The following is a 15,131-nucleotide window of genomic DNA, read 5'->3' as shown; positions in this document are numbered from 1 at the left end:
TAGGGCTCCGCCGATGGCTGCGACGGTTCCGGTGCTGGAGCCGGTGATGGGCAGGCTGCCTCCGGTGCCGGGGGCCGACGAGCTGGTGGACGGGCTGGGGGTCGGCTCGGCGGTCGTCGTGGTGCTCGGTGACGTGCTGGGCTTCACGCTCGTCGTGGTGCTGGGTGACGGGCTTGACGTGATGCTTGCCGACGGGGAGGGCTGGGCCGCGCAGTCCAGTGCCCGTGCGGCGTACAGGCCCTCGTTCAGCCACGTCAGCATGACGTCGGTGCCGCCGTCCTTGAGCACGTCCTGTGCGCCCGCCTTCACCTTCGGGCCGGCGTTGTTCAGCGTCCGGGTCACCGAGACCCGCAGGTCCACCTTCCAGGCGGACAGCGCGCCCGTCTTGAGGAACGCCTTCAGCTCCTCGGCGGTGCCGTCCAGTGCCTCCTGGATCGCGCCGGGCAGAACCGGCAGCGCGTCGGCTTTCGCCGCGGCCTGGATCTGGTTGGCCACGACCCGGATCTCCGTGTCGGTGGCGGTGTCCAGGTCGATGGTGATGAGCTTGCGGATGTCCGTGAAGAGCTTGCGCTCCACCGTCTGACACGTCGCGTCGAGACCGGGCGCCGCAGCGTGTGCCGCCGCGGGTGCCGCGGGAACCAGAAGTGCCAGCGCCATCAGAACGCCGGCCGTGATGTTACGTCGCATGTGGTCTTACTCCCCGTTGAAGGCCAAAGCCCGGAAATACTACCGTCGATGCCGATCAGGGCAAGCCCCGTACCGTGGTGAGGTGACTTCTGCCGTTACCACTGAGAATCTGGGTGCCTGGTTGCTCAAGGCCAACGGGGTCACCTCCGATATCGCCGCGGTGGCGGAACGGCGGGAAGCCGTGCGGCGGTGGTGCGTCCGGGACGGCTACCGGGCTCGGCTGATGGACGCCGGCCAGCCGGTGATCTTCTGGGTCAGCGGGGATCGGCGGCGGGTCGCGCCGGGCGTGTGGGGGCTCGGCGAACTGACGGGGCCGGCTCGCGTCATGGACGGCAAACTGCGTGTGCCGATGGAGCTCCGCTGGCTGGACGAGGGACGGCGGGTGCATCGGGATGTCGTACGGGAAAGTCTCGATCTTGAGGTTCTGCGGCAGCCGCAGGGTGCCAATCCGTCTTTCGTCACGGTTGCGGAGTTCGCTGCGCTTCGCGCCTTGATTCCTGATTTCGGTACGGGTGGGGACCGCTGACTGCCCGCGCGCGGGGTGGAAGTGCCGATAACGTGCTCAAGAGAAGGAATTCGGCTCGGAACAGGAAGTAACCGGCTATGACGGGCACGATGTCTGAGCAGGCGCAGCCGTGGGCTGTTCCGACTGTCAGCGTTTCGATCGGGGGCGGGCCGGTGCAGAACTGCCGGGTCGCGCGTGAGGTCGACGGGACGCTTCGGCTGGGGTTCACCGGGTTCGCCATGGTGGGGGTCGACGCGACCCTGCTGTGGACGCAGAACGGGCGCGGGTTCAGTATCGACGGGACCGTGGTGGCCGTACCGGCGAATGGTCTTCCCGGGGTTTATCTACGGGTGGAACAGAGCACCGGTGGCATCGAACGGCGTCGTTCCGCACGGATTCCGGCCCAGGTGCCGGTGGTGCTCGTGTTGCCGTCGGGGCATCTGTTTCCGGGGCGGACCGTGGATCTGTCGATCGGCGGGGCGCACGCCGTCGTCGACCTGGACGAGGTGGGGGACGAGGCGCTGATCCGGCTGTCCGAGGATTTGACCCGGGGCGCTTTCGTGAAGGTCGAGATTCTGCTTCCGGACGGGTCGGTGGACCTGAAATGTCAGGTCAGCGGCGGTGGCGACGAGCCGGGTGACGTGCGGCTGCTGTTCGTCGACGTGGACCCGGGGATTCGTGAGCGGCTGAGCGCCTTTCTGCAGACGGTGCCTTTGCCGGCTTGAAAGCGAAGGGTGGGGTGTCGTGGCCCGGGATCGGCCGTCCACAATGTAGGTGGCGGTCGATGGGGGGAACCGGATGCTCGACGTCCTGGCTGACGAGGCGCTCAAAGCTCTGCAACTGGCCGGCGAGGAGACCACGAAACTGGTGGTGCCGGCCGCTGTCGGGGCCGCATTCGCCGGGGCGGGGAATCTGCGGCAGTTGATGTTCCGGCGGATCGTCACCCTTCCCAGAGACCCGGCTGCTCGTACGGCGAAAGTGGTCGATCTGCTGGAGAAGGATCCGGAATTCCGGGCTCAGTTGTTTGCCGCCATGGCTGAGCTGAAGGCCCGTGGGACGGATCTGATCGTTCCTCCCGGACCGGACGGATTCCGGGATCGGACCGCGGTTCTGGCCCAGCTGGGGGAGCCCGGGATCCGTGTCGTCGTCGGGCGTTCCGGGTGGGGCAAGACGTATCTGGCGCAGCAGGTCCGGCATCTGCGGGCGGCGGAATACCCGGACGGGAACGCGGTCGTCGACTGTGCCCAGTTCCGCACCGACGGGGCGCTGCGATACGCGGAAGTGTTCGCCTCGGTGCTGCGGCAGCTCGGGCTGAGCATGGGGGAGGCAGGTGACGCGGAGCTTTTCACGCGGTACGAGCGGGCCCTTCTGCACGGCCGTTTCCTGCTCGTTTTCGACAATGTCGACGGGGCCGCCGAGGCGCGGGAACTGGCCCGGAACTGGCCGTTGAGCCTGGTTCTGCTGACCATCCGGGAACTGACCGACGACCTGCACGTGTGGTGCCCCACCCCGCCGGTGCTGCTCGGTGGACTGGACGACGGCGCCGGGCGGGAACTGCTGGCGCATCAGGTCGGCGCGACGGTTCTCGACGCCGAACCGGAGGCCACCGGGCAACTGCTGGAACTCTGCGACGACATTCCCGATCTCCTGCGGCGCGCGGGAGCGACTCTCCGGCTCCGGCGTGCCGATGTCCGGCCGGTCGCGCGGCTCGTCGCGGAACTGCGGGCCGGGCAGGATCCGCGCGGATTCGACGGCATTCTCACCGCACTGGGACTGAAGAGCCTGCCGGAGGCGGTGCGGGCGGATCTCGCGGTGCTGAGCATTCATCCCGGTCGTTCGTTCACCCGGGACAGCGCCGATGCGCTGCTCGGGCATCCGGCCGGCGCCACGATCGACACGCTGCTGAGCGCCGGTCTGGCGGTCGACGGGCCGGACGGGCAGATCCGGCTGTTGCGGCTGGTCAGGCAGCGGGTCGTGCCCTCCGCCGAAGTTCGGGACGCGGCCCTGCGCCGGCTTCTCGACGACGTCGCCCGATGCGCGATGGCCGCCGATCACACACTCGAGGGCGACCGATTGCGGCCCGGTGCGCTGACCGGCGACCTGGCCTGGCGGATCACGCACCTGAGCCCGGTCGAATACTTGGACACGCACACGATTCTGCTGGTGGACCTGGTCGAGTTCGCCCATCATGCGGGGCTGCACGACATCGCGATCCGGCTCTGCGGGGCGCTGGAAATCGTTCTGACCTATCGCGGGCGGCACCATCTGATCGCCACCGGAATCGGCTGGGGGATCCGCAGCGCCCACCTGCTCGGCGACGATCTGGCCGGTGCCCGGTTGTACAGCACCCGGGGACGTATCGAAACGGCTCTCGCCGAGTTCGACCGGGCCGCCGCCAGTCTGGACATCGCCGAAGAGCACGCGAGACGGGTGGCATTTCCGCGGCTCGACTCGTCGTTGCTGGAGTTCCGGGCCCGGCTGGAGCGGGACCGTGTCCAGTACGCCATCGATCGGGGTGCTGAACAGACGCGGGACTCGTTCGGGGCGGCTGCTGATCTCGTACGGCAGGCGCTGGAAGTTGACCGGGCTTTTGACCTGAGAAGGGCCCGGGGCATTCACGCTCGTGAACTGGCCAATCTGGAGGTTCGCGCCGGGCGGGCTCGGGAGGCGAGGGACCTTCTCGACGAGGCGATGCTTTTCACCGATCCGGGGAAACCGCGGAACGTCTCGCGGATTCATCTGGTGCGGGCCCGGGTGCACGATCTGCTGGAGGAGTGGGAGCTGTTCGATTCGTCGATCGCTCTGGCCCGGGAGAACGGTTCCACCACCTACGACCTGGAGATCGACGATCTGGTCGCCGGGAATGCGCGGCGCCGTGGGGACATCGAGGGCGCCCGCCGGGGCTGGGACGCACTCGCCGAGAGGTTCTATGCCCTCGCGCATCCGCGTTACGCCAGATACAAGGACGAACTCAACAAGCTTCCGCCCGTACGTCCATGACACGGTCGCCGAGCCTCAGCCGATCCTGAGCGGGAATCCGCGGGATCCGGACGTAGGCCCAGGACGCCAATGCCGTCGTGTCGATTCCGGAATGACCGTGCAGCACGACCGCGGATTCGCGGGTGTGAATCCAGCAGGTGCCCGGGCCGATTCGTGCGGCGACCATGGTGGCGTGCGGCCAGCGCCGGAGCAGGGCGGCCGCCTCCGCACGCTCGTCGGCGTGCACGATCAGGACGTCCGCGGCGCCGGCCTGATCGAGACGGGCCCGGTCCAGTTCGACCACCAGATGCCGATGACCGAGGCTTTCCGGTACGTCCGCCCCGGCGATGCTCGGGTAACGCACCAGCGTGACCAGCTCGTCCGTGGCCGTCGCGCTCGCGCGGATCGCCGTCGGGCCGCTGTGCCGGACCGCGGGCACCGGCACCGGCGGGAACTCGGCGGCGTGCGCCGGCTCGGCCAGGGACATCCGCTCGTACAGCAGCGATCGCAGTCTTTCGGCGGTCCGCCACGGTTCTTGCACGGCCGAGGCGGACAATTGCTCGAAACGGCCGGAGACGTGCGTGCGGATCGTGGCGTCGATCTGGTCCCGTAGCCCGCTCGCCGGGTCGAGCCTCGGCGCCAGCCCGGCCAGTACCTCCGCCGGGGATCCCGGGACCGTGCTGGGACTCGATCGCGGGGACAGCAGCACCGGGCGGTCCAATGCGGCGGCGTACAGGCCGAGGGAACCGAAATCGGTCAGGACGCAGGATGCCCCGAGCAGGGCGGCCTGCCAGCCGTCCTCCGGCGGCAGGATGCGCAGGCCGTACTCGGTGGCGCGTGACCACCAGGCCCGGACCTGCCACGAGCCGTGCGCCCAGATGCCCGGGTGCAGGACCGCGACCACCCGGTACTGATCCACCGGCAGTTCGGCCAGCAGGCGTTCCGGCAGGTCCGGCCATGATCCGAGCAGGGAGTCCGGGCCCCACGTGGAGGCCAGGACCACCAGTTGCCGGCCGGTGGCGTCCAGGCCCCGGCGGTACGAGTGTGCGCGGTGACTGCTCGCCAGCATCCGGCCGAGAGCGGGATCGCCTACCACCCGGGCCTTGTCGGCGGCCGGTGGATGCACCGCGGCGAGTCGTTGGAGCTGATCGGGATGGGACAGGGCGAAGGTGGTGCTGGTGGTCAGGTCACGCACCCGGTCCGGAGTCAGCCCGGAGATCGTCGTCGTGCCCGGGTAGAACTTCAGGTGACCGGCGCCGTGCGGCAGGACGATCACGGGGGCGGCCAGGTCACCCAGGTCGTCGTTCTCGCTGGCGGCCAGGACCAGGTCGAAGGCGCCGTCGACGGCGTCCGCCCACGGGACGACCAGCGCGTCCAGCGAATCCAGGACGGAACGCATACCGGTCGCCAGCATCGCGCCGTTCCGGTCGTCGACGGTGAAGACCACCTGGACCCGCCGATCCGCCGTGACCAGCGCGATCACGTCGAGCAGCCGGGTCAGGGTCGCCGTCGTCCGCACCACGACGAGCAGGCGCCGCTCGGTAGTTACCGTCCGCCAGCCCGCTCGCGGCTCGCGGCTCCCGGCTCCCGGCTCCCGGCTCCCTCTCACAACGACCGGTGATACGACCGGCTACGGCCCCACCCGGATGTTTCCGCTCACCGCCACTACCGACATGCGACACCGCCCGAAACTAATCGACAGCCGTTGCTTGCCCGAAGAAGGGGTCAGGACGGATCGGCGTGCCGCAGCCAGCTCCGGGGCACACCGATGTCGAAGTGTTCGGCGCGGAGCAGGGCCAGCTTCGCCGAGCGGTCGCCGATCACCGCGTCGAAGGCCGCCACCGCCTCCTCGACGAAGACGCGTTCGGGCATGTCGCGGACGGTGCCCGCGGCGATCTCGACCTGCCAGCGGGTGGCGCCGGTGAGCCGGAGGTGGACCGAGCGCCGGGGAGAGACCCCCACACACTCGAGGTCGCGTAACCGATCGGTGAAACGGCGCGTCCGTGCGTCGTCGGCGTGCCTCCGGTTCTGCTCCGCCTCGCCGTGACTCTGCCCGAGCGCGAGACGGGTGATCTCCGCACGCCGGCGTGTCCACGCGACCCAGGTGCCGGTGCCCAGCGCGGTGAGCTGCCGGGCGAGTCCACCGTCGTCGTACCACTCGTAGGTCCGCGGCCGGAACCGTAGCGTCAGCCGGTTCTCGCCGGTGACCGTGGCCTGGACGGCGCCGTCCGGCGAGGTGCCGGTGACGCTCATGGTCCGCAACCGCTCGCCGAGATCCGCCTCCGAATGCCACACGACGCCCCCGTTTCCGCAGCTTGATCATCAGTTTCGATCGACGTGACTGAACCTATCCGAGTCTGCCGTGGTACACCTCGGTTGTGATGAGTCCACGTCTCGCCGTCCTGGCCGTTCTCGCCGTACCGGCGCTCGCGGTGCCGGCGCCCGCCTTCGCCCGGGCCGTGGAGACCGCGCCGGTCCTGGTGGCCGGCGCGGGCGGGGCCACGTTCACCGGCGACGGCGGACCGGCTGCCCGGGCGGGGCTGAACCGGCCGCTCGGCGCCGCGGTCGCCGCCGACGGCACGGTCTACGTGGCCGACACCCGTAATCACCGGGTGCGTGCCGTGCGGCCGGACGGGGTGATCCGTACCGTCGCCGGCAATGACGGCCGGGCCGCGGCGACCGGGCCGGTGGCATCCGGCGTCAAGGGCACCGACGTCTCGCTCGGCCTGCCCAGCGCGGTGGCGGCCGGCGCGGACGGCACGGTCTTCATCGCCGACAGCCTGGCCTCGCGGGTGTACGCGCTGGCAGCCGACGGGACCATCGAGGCCAGGGTGACCGCCGAGTCGCTCGGCGGGCCGATCGCCACGATCAACGCGCTGGCGGTGGCCCCGTCCGGAACCCTGTACCTCGCCGACCGGGAGAACGGCCGGGTCGTCGAGATCCCGCCCGGGGCGGGGAGCCGTCCGGTGTCGACGCCGGTCCCGCTGCCGACCGGGCTGGCCGCCGACGCCGCCGGTGACGTCTGGATCACCAGTGCCACGTCCCAGTTGAGCCGCCTCCGGGACGGCCGGGTGGCGACGATCGTCGAGTCCTCGGACAGCGGCTGGGCGGCCGACGAGAACCGGCCGAACTCCGCGCCGTTCGACGCCACCGCGGTCAGCGCCGGACCGGACGGCCTCTACTTCGTCGACAACCGGCAGCGGACCGTCCGGCGGCTCGGCACCGACGGCACCGTGACCACCGCGGCGACCCTGGCCGCGGATCCCTTCGGCACCCGGGATCCGGTGGGCCTGGCCACGAGCGTGTCCGCCGCGGGTCCGCTCTATCTGGTCGACACGGTGGGCAGCCGGGTCTTCTCGATGCCCGCCGCGGCGCCGGGTGGGAACGCCCCGGCGGACGACGACCCGGCACCGGTCTGGCCATGGATCGCGGGCGGTGCGGCTGCCGTACTCGCCGTGATCCTCTTCTTGACGATCCGCCGCAGGAGGGTGTGAGGCACATGGCTGCCGAAGTGACAGGTGGTGACCTGTTCCGCCTCTGGCGGGTGTCCGATGTGCTGCTGCCGCGGGTCGCGGACGTGTTCTACGACGCGAACCGGCTTCTCGGCGGCTCGGCCGGCGGCGGTGACTCGTTCCGGGTCAACGGTCCGGCGTACCCCGGCTCCATCGTCATGTCCAGCACGATCGGTTCCGCCTGGGAGGATCTCCGCGCGGAGATGCAGGCGATGGTGGAGCACGTCGGCACCACCGTGCTGGACTCGGCGCAGGGAGTCCGCACCGCGACGCAGGCCTACCTCGACGTGGACGAGGCGAACGCGAACCTGCTGCGTGACCACATGGCCGACCCGCGCAACCTCATCCCCGGTGACGTGGCCTCCAACCCGCCGCTGCCCGGTTCGGACGACGATCCGGGGAGGCCGCAGTGAGCGACCCGGTGTTGACGACGCCGCCCGAACTCGCCGGTCAGGCCTTCGAGACGGCGGTACGGGAGAAGGCGGCCAAGCTCAGGCAGGAACTGATCCGGCAGACCCTGGAGGACTCCACGTCCTGGGCGAAGGCGATCAACGACAAGTGGGCCGACGATCATCCGGGTGAGTGGGACGCCCTCCCGATCTCGACGGCGGAAGCCGACATGTACCGGGACCGGGTGCGCACCCAGGACTACGAGTGGGTGGTCCCGTCGTTCGAGCGGTTCCTCGATCCGGACCCGGACGCCCTCAACCCGGTCATCGAGTCGCTGGCCGCGATCGAGGGAATGCTGGAGGGCCGGGCGAGTGCCGACGGCGCCTGGGTCGGTGCGTCACCCGGCCTCGCGCGGATCAACGACGTGCGCGGCGAGATGGGGCACTGGGAGGGCGCCTTCCGGGACAACTTCATCGATCACCTCGTCACGCCGCTGCAGACCATGGTGCCGAACCAGCGGGAGCTGATCAGGTACTCCCGGAACGCCGTCGAGGGCGCGAAGATCGTCCACATCCGGTTCCGGAAGTCGGTCCTGACCATGCTCGACAACGCGATCAGCGCCACCCAGCAGCTCAGCAACAGCGCGTGCACCGGGGCCGACGCGATGAAGTGGGGGAGCATCGCCCTCTGCGTGATCGGCACCGTCGGCGGGGCACTGGCGGGCGGCGCCGGCGCACTCGCCGCCGCGGTGATCATCGACGTCGCCGGCACCATCGGTGGTGGCCTGGTGCCGGCCGACAAGGAGCAGACGAAGCTCGATCTGGCCGCGGACACCGCCACCGAGGTGGCCGCCAAGGTCCTGAACGCGCAGAGTGTCCTCGGCAACGACACCTACCAGGCGGAGGAGGACATCGCGAAGTCCCTCCGGGAGCTGCATCGTGGCCTCGTTGCCGAGCGCCGGAAGACGCTCACGTCGAACGAGTCGGGCCCCTTCGGTGTCGCCACCCCACTGCTGGCCGACGCGACACCCGCCCAGATCACCGCCGGCTCCTTACGCCCGCTGCGGTAAGGAGGCTGTTGAAGTCTCCTTACCGTCGATGGAACGGATCGGTGAACGTCGAACGTTCGGGGGAGATCGGTGGGTTGGCCGGGGCGCTAGTGTCGGGCCGTGACGCGGGGAGTGGATCAACCGGCGGGGGCCCGGAAGCATGTTCGGGCCGCTGGTGCGGTTGCCGCGTTCGGGGGTGTCTGGTGTGCCTTCTATCTGGGCACCGGTGTCGGGCCGGAAGCGATCGCCTACCTGTTCGTCCCGGCCGGTGGGGTGGTCGCCACCGTGTCGATCCGGCACCTGGCCCGTGGGACACAACGCTGGTTCTGGCGGGCGATCCAAGCCGCCGTCGCCATCATGACCTGCGGTTACGCCTGGCTCGCGGTGGACATGCTGACCCACGCCGACGAGGTGCGCACCCGCAGCATGCCGGGGACGGCGGCGGCCTGTGTGGCGGTCGGGTTCCTGATCGCGATCGGGGCGCTGGCCCGGGTGCCGGTGGTGGCCGCCGGCGGGGCCGAGCGGTGGCGGATGCTGCTGGACCGGGCGATCGCGTTCCTCGGCTGTTCGGCCGTGCTGTGGTACCTCGGGCTGGTGCCGATGCTGTCCGCCCGCGAACCGTGGAGTCCACAGGCGACACTGCTGGTCGGGCTGGGGATGCTGGTCGCGGTCGGCGCCGCCACGAAGGTGTCGTACATCGCCGGTGGTCCGGTCGACCGGGTGGCGATGCGGTTCATCGCGGCCGCCGGTGGGGTGCCGGCCGGGGTCGTCTCGGTGCTGGCGGTGCAGTTCGGTTACCTCGCCAGCGTCCCGGCACAGGCGGTCGTGATGCCGCTGGCCCCGTTACTGATCACTCTCGGCGTCGCGGCGCAGAGCCGGGCCGACCACGGGCTGTCCCGTGCCCCGGCCCGCGGTGGCGTTCTGCTGCCGTACCTGGCAATGATCCTGATCGACGTGCCGTTGATCGCGGTGGCCTTCGGCGCGACCCTGCAGTGGCCGGTGCGGGTGGTCCTGATCGCCGCCGTCGTGGTTACCGCGCTGGTCATGGTGCGTCAGTACCTCGCCTATCAGGAGAACGACAGGCTGCTGCGCAACTCGCGGATCCAGGAGGAGCGGCTGCAGCACGAGGTCAGCCACGACGGTCTGACCGGGCTGGCGAACCGGGCGCAGTTCCGCGACCGGCTCACCACCGCACTGACTACTTCCGGTCAGGCGAGTGTGCTGCTGATCGATCTGGACGACTTCAAGACGGTCAACGACCTGCTCGGGCAAGGGGTCGGCGACCGGTTGCTGATCGCGGTGGCCCGGGTCCTCGAGGACCAGGTCAACGACGACGGCCTGCCGGTACGGGTGGGCGGCGACGAGTTCGCGGTCCTGTTGACCGGCCCGGGCGCCGATCCGGAGGGGCTGGCCGCGCGACTGCTGGCGGCCCTGGCCCAGCCGGTCAGCGAGCACCGGCTGCTGGTGCAGGCCAGCATCGGCATCGCGGTGGCCACGCCGGGTGCCACCGTCGACTCGGTGCTGCGCGACGCCGACGTCGCCAAGTACACCGCCCGGCAGCGTGGCGAGGCGTGTTTCACCAGGTACGTGGACGGCATGGGCGAGCCGGTCCTGGCGCACATGCAGCTCGGCGGCGAACTGCGGCGGGCCCTGGACAACAACGAGCTGCGGGTGGTCTACCAGCCGATCGTGCGGCTGGAGCAGCGCCGGGTGATCGGGGTCGAGGCGCTGGTCCGCTGGCAGCACCCGGTCCGTGGCACGGTCAGCCCGGCCGAGTTCATCCCGGCCGCCGAACGCACCGGCCTGATCGTGCCGCTGGGCCGGTTCGTGCTGCGCGAGACGTGCCGGCAGGCGGCCGCGTGGCTGGCCGAGTTCGGGCCGGACGCGCTGGAGGAGACCGGGCTGAACGTGTCCGCCCGGCAGCTGCACGACCCGGACTTCGTGGCCGACGTGGCCGCCGCGCTCGCCGACAGCGGACTGCCCTGTGAGCGGCTGATCCTGGAGGTCACCGAGTCGGCGGTGCTCCGTGGCCAGCAGGTCTCCCGGGCGCTGTACGAACTCGACCGGATGGGCATCCGCCTGGCCCTGGACGACTTCGGCACCGGCGAGTCGTCGCTGAGTCTGCTGCGGGCCTTCCCCGCCTCGATCGTCAAGCTGGACAAGTCGTTCGTGGACGGTATCGAGATCGACGACGGGCAGCCCGCGGCAGCCGGCGCCCGGCAGGCGGTGGCCCGCGCGGTGATCCAGCTCGCGCGCGCCCTCAACCTCGGCACTGTCGCCGAGGGCATCGAGAACCCGGAGCAGGTGGCCGTGCTCCGCGATCTCGGGTACACCCTCGGGCAGGGCTACCACCTGGCCGAGCCGATGTCCGCCGACGGGGTGGCCCGTCTACTGGCCGACCAGAACGCCGCTCGAAGAGCCGAGCTCACCCGTCCGCCAGCCGCCGCAGACCGGCCGGGTCGAGGATGACGATCCGCCGGTAAGCGGTGCTGATCAGGCCCTTCTCACGCAGCTCGTGCAACGCCTTCTGCGCGGTCGCACGGGCGATGGCGATCATCGCGGCCAGTTCCGGCTGACTGAGCGCGACGACGATCTCGATCCGGTCGCCCGGGGCCGGCCGGCCGCACACCGCGGCGATCTCCACCAGCAGCCGGGCCAGCCGGATGTGCGCGGGGAACGCGGCGAAGTCGCTGCGCCGCCGGTTGGCCCAGGTCAGCTTGCGGGCGATGGTCGCCATCACCAGGTTCGAGGTGTCCGGGTGGCGGCGCAGGAAGTCCTCGAACACCACCCGGGACACCACCCCGACGTGCACCGTGCCGCAGGCGGTCACCGTCGCGTTGCGCGGCGCCCCGGTCAGCGCGCCGATCTCGCCGATCAGCTCGCCGGGCATCCGGATGCCGAGCAGGGTCGCCTGCCCGTCGACCGCGGTGGTCACCTTGACGAACCCGCTCAGCAGCAGCACCACCTGTGACCCGGTGACACCCTCGCGCAGGATCGTGCTGCCCGCCTGATGCCGCCGCCGGGCGCACAGCGCCAGCAGCTCGGTGGCGGTGGCCGGGCTCAGCCCGCCGAGAAAGGTCGCGGGCGCCGGGTGCATCAGCGTCATGACTGCCCCTCTGCCGGAACGGTTCGTCCGATCATCGCTCGCCGAGGCTGATCGTCGCTATCCGTTGTGGACCCGGGGTCGATGGGCTCTGTCCTCCGCTGCTCCCAGAATCGGTGCGATACCGGTCCGCCGGCGGACCGGGAAGGGGGTGCGGGGTGCCACAGGACGCCGTCGAGCAGTGGTTCGACAGCCGCGAACTGGCGGAGCCGGACCGCCGGGTGCTCGCCGTGGCCCTCACCGTGCTGGACCGGGACGACGACGTGCTGGCGTCACTGACCCTGCTCAACGACTGGGCGGCCGACGGGTGCGCGGTCCGGCGTACCGCGGGGGTGTTCGGATTCCTGCGGGCCGCGTACCGCCGCGGGGAACCGGACCGGCCGCTGATCCTGTCGCTGACCGGGCACGATCCGGCGATCGCCACCGTCGTCGCCGGCCTGTGGGGCTGGTCCCTGATCACGCCGGGCGCCGGCGACGCCGTCCGCACGGTGCTGCGCTCGTGGGCGGCCGCGGCCGAACGCGACCCCGAGGTCCGGGACACCTTCGTCCGCCTGTTCGCCGCGGTTCCGCGCAGCACCCGGCAGGCCGGCCTGCTGATGATCCACGCCGAGAAGCTCCGGAGCGGGCGCGCGGGCGCCCCGGACACCGCACGCCGGCTCCTGGACGTTCTCACGAAGGGGTCCTGGTGACGTCGTGACCGGGGAGCCGGCCCGGCCGGTCAGAGCGGCAGCGTGGTGCGCAGCACCTCGGTGAGACGGTGCTCCGCCCGGCTGGCGGCGAGTCGTCCCTCGTACAGCAGGACCAGGTCCTCCACCGCGCAGGCCGGCGGCCGGAACGCGTTCGCCGCGGCCAGCGCCGGGTTGAGCCGCGCCCAGGCGACCACCGCGTCGCGCAGCGCGTCCAGGCCCGGTGCGGTCGCGACGAACTGCTGCCGGTACGGCCAGAACGACCACACCTTGGCCTCGTCGATCAGCAGCTCGACGGGGCTCGGCCGGCCGTACCGCAGAGCGATCTCGTACGAGCGGACGGTGCCGTCGTCGATCAGCTCCCGCACCATCCCGTGCCGGGCGTGCCGGCCGGCCACCTCGTAGAAGGTGCTGCGGCGACCGTGGGCCGCCCCGACGATCGTCTTCCAGGTCAGGGGCCGGTCCGGCTGGGCGGCGAGGAGTTCGGCCACCGCCCGGTAGTAGATGACTTTGGTCTGCCAGTGGTTGCGTTGCGGGCATGCGCTGCCGGCGAGCCGGGCGTACCACCCGGCGATCGTGGCACCTGCCAGATCATCGGTGATTGTCGTCAACATCGTCCGCGTCCATTCCGGTCGTCCGGGAGATGTCGAGAGTGTGCCCAGGTCAACGGGGGTGCGGATATCACGTGTTCTCGTATGTCCGCGCCCTTGCCCCGGTCAGTTCGTCGAGCACCACGGCACCGTCGGCGGGTGGCTCGTCACCGGTCCACACGATCCGCTGATCCGGGCGGGTCAGCACGAACCGGCCGGGCCACGAACCGGGCACCGGCGCGCCCGCCACCGGCAGGTGCCGCATCGGGATCCCGCGGGCCCGCGCCGCCGACACCAGCGCCCACCCGTCCCGCCCGGCGCTCAGGTCGATCAGGGTGAACTGGGGGCCGAGCCGGTCGAGGACGTGGTCCCCGCCGGCCAGCCGGAACGCCGGGGGACGCAGCCCGGGCGGGCCGGTGCGGGCCGGATCGAGCTGGGGCGCCTCCTGCCGCAGGGCCGCCGCCATCGCCCGCGGGTCCGCGCCGGTGCCGACCAGCCGCTGGAAACGCCGCCGGGTCTGGAACGCCCGGTGGGCCAGCTCCCGGTCCAGCAGCGCCTGCTGCCGGCGTTCCTCCTGGTAGCCGTCGAGCAGCCGGTCGTCCGCCCAGCGCCGGACCACGGCGGCGAGCCGCCAGCCCAGGTTCACCGCGTCACCGATGCAGGTGTCGATCTCCTCGGCCGGTGACTCCAGCTGATGCGCGGCCCGGCCGGCGAGAAAGATCCGGCCGCGGCGGTACGACCGGGCGATGGCCGCCGCCCCGGTCCGCTGCGCCACCGCGACGATCTCCGGCACCTCCCCGCCCAGCCGGGTGCGCAGCAGCTCCGCCGGATCGCCGACGTCGGCGTGCCCGTCCGCGCCGACCGGCAGGTGGGCCACACACATGTCGCCGTAGTGGCCGGTGGTCACGGTCACCCCGGTGGTGATCAGCGTGGCCGGGTTGGCCCACCGGCCGGACAACGCCGGGCTGCGGAAACAGACGGCGACGTGCGGGACGGCCGGCCCCAGGGTGTCCATCGGCAGACCGGCACAGCGGCGTACGGTGCTGTCCGCCCCGTCGCATCCGGCCAGGTAGGCGGCCTCGATGACGTGCCGGGCACCGGCCTGGGCGTCGATCACGGTGGCCGTGACACCGTCCGGTTCCTCCCGGACGTCGGTGAGGGTCCACCGGGACCGCAGGTCGATCAGCGGATGCCGGTGCAGGGCCCGGCGCAGCCGTGCGGTCAGGTCCGGGCCGGAGATCAGCAGGTAGGGCTCGATCGGGGCGCTGCCGTCCGGCTCGTCGGCGTACGCCCGGCGGGTCTCGGTGACCGACGGCAGCCGCCAGGACAGCGCCGGCATCCCACCGGCCTCCCGGCTCCACAGGATGTCGACCGGGCAGCCCGGATCCACCCCGTCGTCCCGCAGTTCCCGGGTCAGGTCCAGCCGGCGCAGCAGTTCCATGCCACGGCCGCTGATCAGCATCGGGTCCGGGAACCGGGACGGACTGCCGGCCCGTTCCACCACGATGCTGGGCACGCCGTGGTGGGCCAGCTCCAGCGCGGTCAGCGAGCCGGCGACACCGGCCCCGGCCAGGAGTACGGGCGTACGCTTCGATGTCACCCCGTCATGCTCGACTCCGGTGGGGTGCTTC

14 protein-coding genes are annotated in these 15,131 nt (G+C 71.2%); 8 read left to right on the top strand and 6 right to left on the bottom strand.

The features are described 5' to 3' along the window. Positions 1-687, bottom strand: a 687-nt coding sequence (locus tag Aco03nite_RS07895; RefSeq protein WP_203794105.1) for an ALF repeat-containing protein, incomplete at its 3' end; no start/stop codon positions are given. A gap of 121 nt (positions 688-808) precedes the next feature. On the opposite strand from Aco03nite_RS07895, the gene Aco03nite_RS07890 reads away from it, so the two are divergent. The 3 genes from Aco03nite_RS07890 to Aco03nite_RS07880 all read left to right on the top strand — a co-directional run bounded on the left by Aco03nite_RS07890 (position 809) and on the right by Aco03nite_RS07880 (position 4,192). After that, positions 809-1,213, top strand: a complete 405-nt coding sequence (locus Aco03nite_RS07890; protein ID WP_239144982.1) for a hypothetical protein — start codon at positions 809-811, stop codon at positions 1,211-1,213. Positions 1,214-1,302: 89 nt separating this feature from the next. Then, positions 1,303-1,917 (top strand): PilZ domain-containing protein, encoded by a 615-nt coding sequence (locus tag Aco03nite_RS07885; protein ID WP_239144981.1) that lies wholly within the window; start codon positions 1,303-1,305, stop codon positions 1,915-1,917. A 73-nt stretch (positions 1,918-1,990) separates the two neighbouring features. Beyond that, positions 1,991-4,192, top strand: coding sequence for an AAA family ATPase (locus Aco03nite_RS07880; protein WP_203794102.1), 2,202 nt, complete (start codon positions 1,991-1,993; stop codon positions 4,190-4,192). Here the strand turns inward: Aco03nite_RS07880 and Aco03nite_RS07875 are convergent. Both Aco03nite_RS07875 and Aco03nite_RS07870 read right to left on the bottom strand, forming a co-directional pair. Next, positions 4,164-5,780: a hypothetical protein gene (locus Aco03nite_RS07875; protein ID WP_203794101.1), complete on the bottom strand. Its 1,617-nt coding sequence runs from the start codon at positions 5,778-5,780 to the stop codon at positions 4,164-4,166. The two genes, Aco03nite_RS07880 and Aco03nite_RS07875, sit on opposite strands and share 29 nt — an antisense overlap. Positions 5,781-5,896: 116 nt before the next feature. Continuing rightward, positions 5,897-6,466, bottom strand: coding sequence for a YbaB/EbfC family nucleoid-associated protein (locus Aco03nite_RS07870; protein WP_203794100.1), 570 nt, complete (start codon positions 6,464-6,466; stop codon positions 5,897-5,899). 86 nt (positions 6,467-6,552) lie between these two features. On the opposite strand from Aco03nite_RS07870, the gene Aco03nite_RS07865 reads away from it, so the two are divergent. The 4 genes from Aco03nite_RS07865 (at position 6,553) to Aco03nite_RS07850 (ending at position 11,590) form a co-directional block, all read left to right on the top strand. Beyond that, positions 6,553-7,665 carry an NHL domain-containing protein gene (locus Aco03nite_RS07865; RefSeq protein WP_203794099.1) on the top strand — a complete coding sequence of 371 codons (1,113 nt, stop codon included), beginning with the start codon at positions 6,553-6,555 and terminating at the stop codon, positions 7,663-7,665. A gap of 5 nt (positions 7,666-7,670) precedes the next feature. Next, complete coding sequence (locus Aco03nite_RS07860) at positions 7,671-8,096, top strand: hypothetical protein (protein WP_203794098.1); 426 nt, start codon at positions 7,671-7,673, stop codon at positions 8,094-8,096. After that, positions 8,093-9,142 (top strand): hypothetical protein, encoded by a 1,050-nt coding sequence (locus tag Aco03nite_RS07855; protein ID WP_203794097.1) that lies wholly within the window; start codon positions 8,093-8,095, stop codon positions 9,140-9,142. The genes Aco03nite_RS07860 and Aco03nite_RS07855 overlap by 4 nt, the downstream gene beginning before the upstream one ends. A 99-nt stretch (positions 9,143-9,241) precedes the next feature. After that, complete coding sequence (locus Aco03nite_RS07850; RefSeq protein WP_239144980.1) at positions 9,242-11,590, top strand: putative bifunctional diguanylate cyclase/phosphodiesterase; 2,349 nt, start codon at positions 9,242-9,244, stop codon at positions 11,588-11,590. On the opposite strand, the gene Aco03nite_RS07845 is transcribed toward Aco03nite_RS07850, so the two are convergent. After that, positions 11,547-12,227, bottom strand: coding sequence for a Crp/Fnr family transcriptional regulator (locus Aco03nite_RS07845; RefSeq protein ID WP_239144979.1), 681 nt, complete (start codon positions 12,225-12,227; stop codon positions 11,547-11,549). The genes Aco03nite_RS07850 and Aco03nite_RS07845 overlap by 44 nt on opposite strands. Positions 12,228-12,382: 155 nt before the next feature. Between Aco03nite_RS07845 and Aco03nite_RS07840 the strand changes: the two genes are divergently transcribed. Beyond that, entirely contained in the window at positions 12,383-12,913 is a 531-nt protein-coding gene (locus tag Aco03nite_RS07840; RefSeq protein ID WP_203794096.1) for a hypothetical protein, read from the top strand. A gap of 29 nt (positions 12,914-12,942) precedes the next feature. Here Aco03nite_RS07840 and Aco03nite_RS07835 read toward each other — a convergent pair whose 3' ends face one another. Both Aco03nite_RS07835 and Aco03nite_RS07830 read right to left on the bottom strand, forming a co-directional pair. Then, on the bottom strand, positions 12,943-13,524 hold the full coding sequence (locus Aco03nite_RS07835) for a hypothetical protein (protein ID WP_203794095.1): 582 nt from the start codon (positions 13,522-13,524) through the stop codon (positions 12,943-12,945). 67 nt (positions 13,525-13,591) lie between these two features. Further along, positions 13,592-15,100 (bottom strand): FAD-dependent monooxygenase, encoded by a 1,509-nt coding sequence (locus Aco03nite_RS07830; protein WP_203794094.1) that lies wholly within the window; start codon positions 15,098-15,100, stop codon positions 13,592-13,594. Positions 15,101-15,131 lie beyond the last annotated feature (31 nt).

Origin of the sequence: Actinoplanes couchii (assembly GCF_016862075.1) — a bacterium.
In the GTDB taxonomy this organism is placed as follows: domain Bacteria; phylum Actinomycetota; class Actinomycetes; order Mycobacteriales; family Micromonosporaceae; genus Actinoplanes; species Actinoplanes couchii.
This window is presented reverse-complemented; position numbering and strand designations above follow the sequence as displayed.

Excerpts from the sequence above, each read along its gene's own strand:
- Aco03nite_RS07880 (WP_203794102.1), top strand. The coding sequence starts at position 1,991 with ATGCTCGACGTCCTGGCTGACGAGGCGCTCAAAGCTCTGCAACTGGCC.
- Aco03nite_RS07860 (WP_203794098.1), top strand. The coding sequence starts at position 7,671 with ATGGCTGCCGAAGTGACAGGTGGTGACCTGTTCCGCCTCTGGCGGGTG.
- Aco03nite_RS07865 (WP_203794099.1), top strand. The coding sequence starts at position 6,553 with ATGAGTCCACGTCTCGCCGTCCTGGCCGTTCTCGCCGTACCGGCGCTC.
- Aco03nite_RS07835 (WP_203794095.1), bottom strand. The coding sequence starts at position 13,524 with ATGTTGACGACAATCACCGATGATCTGGCAGGTGCCACGATCGCCGGG.
- Aco03nite_RS07885 (WP_239144981.1), top strand. The coding sequence starts at position 1,303 with ATGTCTGAGCAGGCGCAGCCGTGGGCTGTTCCGACTGTCAGCGTTTCG.
- Aco03nite_RS07845 (WP_239144979.1), bottom strand. The coding sequence starts at position 12,227 with ATGACGCTGATGCACCCGGCGCCCGCGACCTTTCTCGGCGGGCTGAGC.